Here is a 5676-nt window from a genome sequence, read left to right on the forward strand (position 1 = left end):
AAACAGAAACGCCCTCGTCGGAGGTTATCCGAGAGGGCGGTCTGAGGCTATAGGAGCCTGACGATGTCCTACTTTCACACGGGAACCCGCACTATCATCGGCGCAGAGGCGTTTCACTGTCCTGTTCGGGATGGGAAGGAGTGGGACCACCTCGCTATGGTCATCAGGCATAACTTTTTGTCATCTTGACTGGGTCAAGAGGACCAATTTATAGAGCTTGAATCAGCTTATTTGGATTGCGTCTAGGCATAACCGTCATTTGATCTGCATTGAGATCAAAGTTATAGGGTCAAGCCGCACGAGCAATTAGTACTGGTTAGCTTAACGCATTACTGCGCTTCCACACCCAGCCTATCAACGTCCTGGTCTTGAACGACTCTTTAGGGGGCTCAAGGCCCCGGCAGATCTCATCTTGAAACGAGTTTCCCGCTTAGATGCTTTCAGCGGTTATCTCTTCCACACATAGCTACCCGGCGATGCCACTGGCGTGACAACCGGTACACCAGAGGTGTGTCCACTCCGGTCCTCTCGTACTAGGAGCAGGCTTCCTCAAATCTGCAGCGCCCACGGAAGATAGGGACCAAACTGTCTCACGACGTTTTAAACCCAGCTCACGTACCTCTTTAAATGGCGAACAGCCATACCCTTGGGACCGGCTACAGCCCCAGGATGAGATGAGCCGACATCGAGGTGCCAAACACCGCCGTCGATATGAACTCTTGGGCGGTATCAGCCTGTTATCCCCAGAGTACCTTTTATCCGTTGAGCGATGGCCCTTCCATACAGAACCACCGGATCACTATGTCCTGCTTTCGCATCTGCTCGACTTGTCAGTCTCGCAGTTAAGCACGCTTATGCCATTGCACTATCGTCACGATGTCCGACCGTAACTAGCGTACCTTCGAACTCCTCCGTTACGCTTTGGGAGGAGACCGCCCCAGTCAAACTGCCTACCATGCACTGTCCCCAATCCCGATCAGGGATCCAGGTTAGAACCTCAAACGCACCAGGGTGGTATTTCAACGTTGGCTCCACAAGATCTAGCGACCCTGCTTCAAAGCCTCCCACCTATCCTACACAGATCCGTTCAAAGTCCAATACAAAGCTACAGTAAAGGTTCATGGGGTCTTTCCGTCTTTCCGCGGGGAGATTGCATCATCACAAACATTTCAACTTCGCTGAGTCTCAGGAGGAGACAGTGTGGCCATCGTTACGCCATTCGTGCAGGTCGGAACTTACCCGACAAGGAATTTCGCTACCTTAGGACCGTTATAGTTACGGCCGCCGTTTACTGGGACTTCAATCAAGAGCTTGCACCCCATCATTTAATCTTCCAGCACCGGGCAGGCGTCACACCCTATACGTCCACTTTCGTGTTTGCAGAGTGCTGTGTTTTTAATAAACAGTCGCAGCCACCGATTCTTTGCAACCCCTTTGGGCTCCCCTTGTACAGGTTCACCTACTGAGGGCACACCTTCTCCCGAAGTTACGGTGTCAATTTGCCGAGTTCCTTCTCCTGAGTTCTCTCAAGCGCCTTAGAATACTCATCTCGCGCACCAGTGTCGGTTTGCGGTACGGTCGTCAATAGCTGAAGCTTAGTGGCTTTTCCTGGAAGCAGGGTATCACTCACTTCGTCTGCAAGCAGACTCGTTATCACCCCTCATCTAAGCCCGGCGGATTTGCCTACCAGGCACGACTACAGGCTTGAACCAACATCCAACAGTTGGCTGAGCTAACCTTCTCCGTCCCCACATCGCACTATTGATCGGTACAGGAATATTGACCTGTTTCCCATCAGCTACGCATCTCTGCCTCGCCTTAGGGGCCGACTCACTCTACGCCGATGAACGTTGCGTAGAAAACCTTGCGCTTACGGCGAGGGGGCTTTTCACCCCCTTTAACGCTACTCATGTCAGCATTCGCACTTCTGATACCTCCAGCAGCCTTTACAAGCCACCTTCACAGGCTTACAGAACGCTCTCCTACCACTTGCACTTGCGTGCAAATCCGCAGCTTCGGTAACTGGCTTAGCCCCGTTACATCTTCCGCGCAGGACGACTCGATCAGTGAGCTATTACGCTTTCTTTAAATGATGGCTGCTTCTAAGCCAACATCCTGACTGTTTTAGCCTTCCCACTTCGTTTCCCACTTAGCCAATTTTAGGGACCTTAGCTGGCGGTCTGGGTTGTTTCCCTCTTGAGTCCGGACGTTAGCACCCGGTGCTCTGTCTCCCAAGCTGTACTCGTCGGTATTCGGAGTTTGCCTTGGTTTGGTAAGTCGCCATGACCCCCTAGCCAAAACAGTGCTCTACCCCCGACGGTAATACTTGAGGCACTACCTAAATAGTTTTCGGAGAGAACCAGCTATTTCCAAGTTTGTTTAGCCTTTCACCCCTATCCACAGCTCATCCGCTAGTTTTGCAACACTAGTCGGTTCGGACCTCCAGTACCTGTTACGGCACCTTCATCCTGGCCATGGATAGATCACTTGGTTTCGGGTCTACACCCAGCGACTAATTCGCCCTATTCGGACTCGATTTCTCTACGGCTTCCCTATTCGGTTAACCTTGCCACTGAATGTAAGTCGCTGACCCATTATACAAAAGGTACGCAGTCACCCTTGCGGGCTCCTACTTTTTGTAAGCATGCGGTTTCAGGATCTATTTCACTCCCCTCCCGGGGTTCTTTTCGCCTTTCCCTCACGGTACTAGTTCACTATCGGTCAATGATGAGTATTTAGCCTTGGAGGATGGTCCCCCCATATTCAGACAGGATTACACGTGTCCCGCCCTACTTTTCGTTAGCTCAGTACCACACGTCTCTTTTCGCGTACAGGACTATCACCTTCTATAGTCGGCCTTTCCAGACCGTTCCGCTAAGAGTCGTGCTATCACTAACAGGCTTCTCCGATTTCGCTCGCCACTACTTTCGGAATCTCGGTTGATGTCTTTTCCTCGAGCTACTGAGATGTTTCAGTTCACCCGGTTCGCCTCGCATACCTATGTATTCAGTATGCGATACCTTTGCAGGTGGGTTTCCCCATTCGGAAATCTCCGGATCAAAGCTTATTTGCCAGCTCCCCGAAGCTTATCGCAGGCTATCACGTCCTTCGTCGCCTATCATTGCCAAGGCATCCACCACATGCTCTTAGTCACTTGACCCTATAACTTTGATCACTCTCACGAGTTCTCAAAGCCAATCAAGGACTTGCCAGGTCTTTCACCTGGCGCGTTATGCCGTAATGTGAATGATTCTTCGACTACGCCAAGCATTACTGCCCAGCATGTCAGAGAACGATTCGTCATTACTTGAAATACAAACAAAGTTTGAATTTCGTTTTGACGCAATCTAAATTGTTGCCAACGGCACGGTGGATATTTCTATCCTTTCCGTTGGCAACGCTGATTCGACTCTATAAATTGTTAAAGAACAGCCGTGAGTCTCGCGACTCGTTGTTGATCGATTGATATCGACCAACATCAAAAAAGCCTCGATCAGTACCTGAACGAAGCCGCTTTGATGTTGATTGTTATTGGTGGAGGATGACGGGATCGAACCGACGACCCCCTGCTTGCAAAGCAGGTGCTCTCCCAGCTGAGCTAATCCCCCAGTTCGATGGAACGGGATGGTGGGTCTGGTTGGTCTCGAACCAACGACCCCCGCCTTATCAAGACGGTGCTCTAACCAACTGAGCTACAGACCCAAGCCGGTCGCTTCAATCAAGCAACGCCTGATCGTTGGCGACAACCTTCCAACAACCGATAAGTGTGAGCATTTGGCTTAATTGCCATTTTCCAGAAAGGAGGTGATCCAGCCGCACCTTCCGATACGGCTACCTTGTTACGACTTCACCCCAGTCACGAACCCTGCCGTGGTAATCGCCCTCCTTGCGGTTAGGCTAACTACTTCTGGCAGAACCCGCTCCCATGGTGTGACGGGCGGTGTGTACAAGACCCGGGAACGTATTCACCGCGGCAAGCTGATCCGCGATTACTAGCGATTCCGACTTCACGCAGTCGAGTTGCAGACTGCGATCCGGACTACGACTGGTTTTATGGGATTAGCTCCCCCTCGCGGGTTGGCAACCCTCTGTACCAGCCATTGTATGACGTGTGTAGCCCCACCTATAAGGGCCATGAGGACTTGACGTCATCCCCACCTTCCTCCGGTTTGTCACCGGCAGTCCCATTAGAGTGCCCTTTCGTAGCAACTAATGGCAAGGGTTGCGCTCGTTGCGGGACTTAACCCAACATCTCACGACACGAGCTGACGACAGCCATGCAGCACCTGTGTTACGGCTCTCTTTCGAGCACGAAGCCATCTCTGGCAACTTCCGTACATGTCAAAGGTGGGTAAGGTTTTTCGCGTTGCATCGAATTAAACCACATCATCCACCGCTTGTGCGGGTCCCCGTCAATTCCTTTGAGTTTCAACCTTGCGGCCGTACTCCCCAGGCGGTCAACTTCACGCGTTAGCTTCGTTACTGAGTCAGTAAAGACCCAACAACCAGTTGACATCGTTTAGGGCGTGGACTACCAGGGTATCTAATCCTGTTTGCTCCCCACGCTTTCGTGCATGAGCGTCAGTGCAGGCCCAGGGGATTGCCTTCGCCATCGGTGTTCCTCCGCATATCTACGCATTTCACTGCTACACGCGGAATTCCATCCCCCTCTGCCGCACTCCAGCATTGCAGTCACAGATGCAGTTCCCAGGTTGAGCCCGGGGATTTCACAACTGTCTTACAACACCGCCTGCGCACGCTTTACGCCCAGTAATTCCGATTAACGCTCGCACCCTACGTATTACCGCGGCTGCTGGCACGTAGTTAGCCGGTGCTTATTCTTACGGTACCGTCATCAACGCCCAGTATTAGTAGGCGCCTTTTCGTTCCGTACAAAAGCAGTTTACAACCCGAAGGCCTTCATCCTGCACGCGGCATTGCTGGATCAGGCTTTCGCCCATTGTCCAAAATTCCCCACTGCTGCCTCCCGTAGGAGTCTGGGCCGTGTCTCAGTCCCAGTGTGGCTGGTCGTCCTCTCAGACCAGCTACAGATCGTAGGCTTGGTAAGCCTTTACCCCACCAACTACCTAATCTGCCATCGGCCGCTCCAAACGCGCGAGGCCTTACGGTCCCCCGCTTTCCTCCTCAGAGCTTATGCGGTATTAATCCGGCTTTCGCCGAGCTATCCCCCACGTCTGGGCACGTTCCGATGTATTACTCACCCGTTCGCCACTCGTCAGCTTAACCTGTTACCGTTCGACTTGCATGTGTAAGGCATGCCGCCAGCGTTCAATCTGAGCCAGGATCAAACTCTATAGTTCGATCTTGAATTTAACGTCCTCGCTTTTCAGCAAAGACTACTCATTCGAAATTGAAGTGAACTTCACTTCTCATGAGCATTTAGTGCATTGCACTTTGTTCCGAAGAACTTGCAATCTCGCCAAATGCCCACGCTTATCGGCTGTATCTTGTTAAAGATCCAACTAAAACAAACCAAAACTTGATCCGTTTTTTTCTTAACTCCGCCGCGATCAGCGAAGCCCTAGACTGTAGCACAGATTTTGAAGAACCGTCAAATCATTCAACAAATTTCTTCATCACCGCACCACCTTCATCCACCTCCAACCGCCTTCCCGAAGAAGACCGCCGTCAGCAGCGAAGACCGCAACTATAGCA

The 5676-nt window shown here is 51.7% G+C and carries 2 tRNA genes and 3 rRNA genes; all 5 read right to left on the reverse strand.

Annotated features, from left to right (window positions below):
- Positions 1–55: 55 nt before the first annotated feature.
- Positions 56–168, reverse strand: a 5S ribosomal RNA gene (gene rrf, locus HGR_RS15715).
- Between the two features lie 117 nt (positions 169–285).
- Positions 286–3160: ribosomal RNA gene (locus HGR_RS15720) — 23S ribosomal RNA — on the reverse strand.
- A gap of 372 nt (positions 3161–3532) precedes the next feature.
- Positions 3533–3608 (reverse strand) — tRNA-Ala (locus HGR_RS15725).
- 17 nt (positions 3609–3625) lie between these two features.
- Positions 3626–3702, reverse strand: a tRNA-Ile gene (locus HGR_RS15730).
- Between the two features lie 95 nt (positions 3703–3797).
- Positions 3798–5321: ribosomal RNA gene (locus HGR_RS15735) — 16S ribosomal RNA — on the reverse strand.
- Together the 16S, 23S and 5S rRNA genes with 2 tRNA genes alongside form the textbook arrangement of a ribosomal RNA operon.
- Between the last annotated feature and the right edge of the window lie 355 nt (positions 5322–5676).

The sequence above is a fragment of the Hylemonella gracilis ATCC 19624 genome, from assembly GCF_000211835.1.
Classification (GTDB): Bacteria; Pseudomonadota; Gammaproteobacteria; order Burkholderiales; family Burkholderiaceae_C; genus Hylemonella; species Hylemonella gracilis.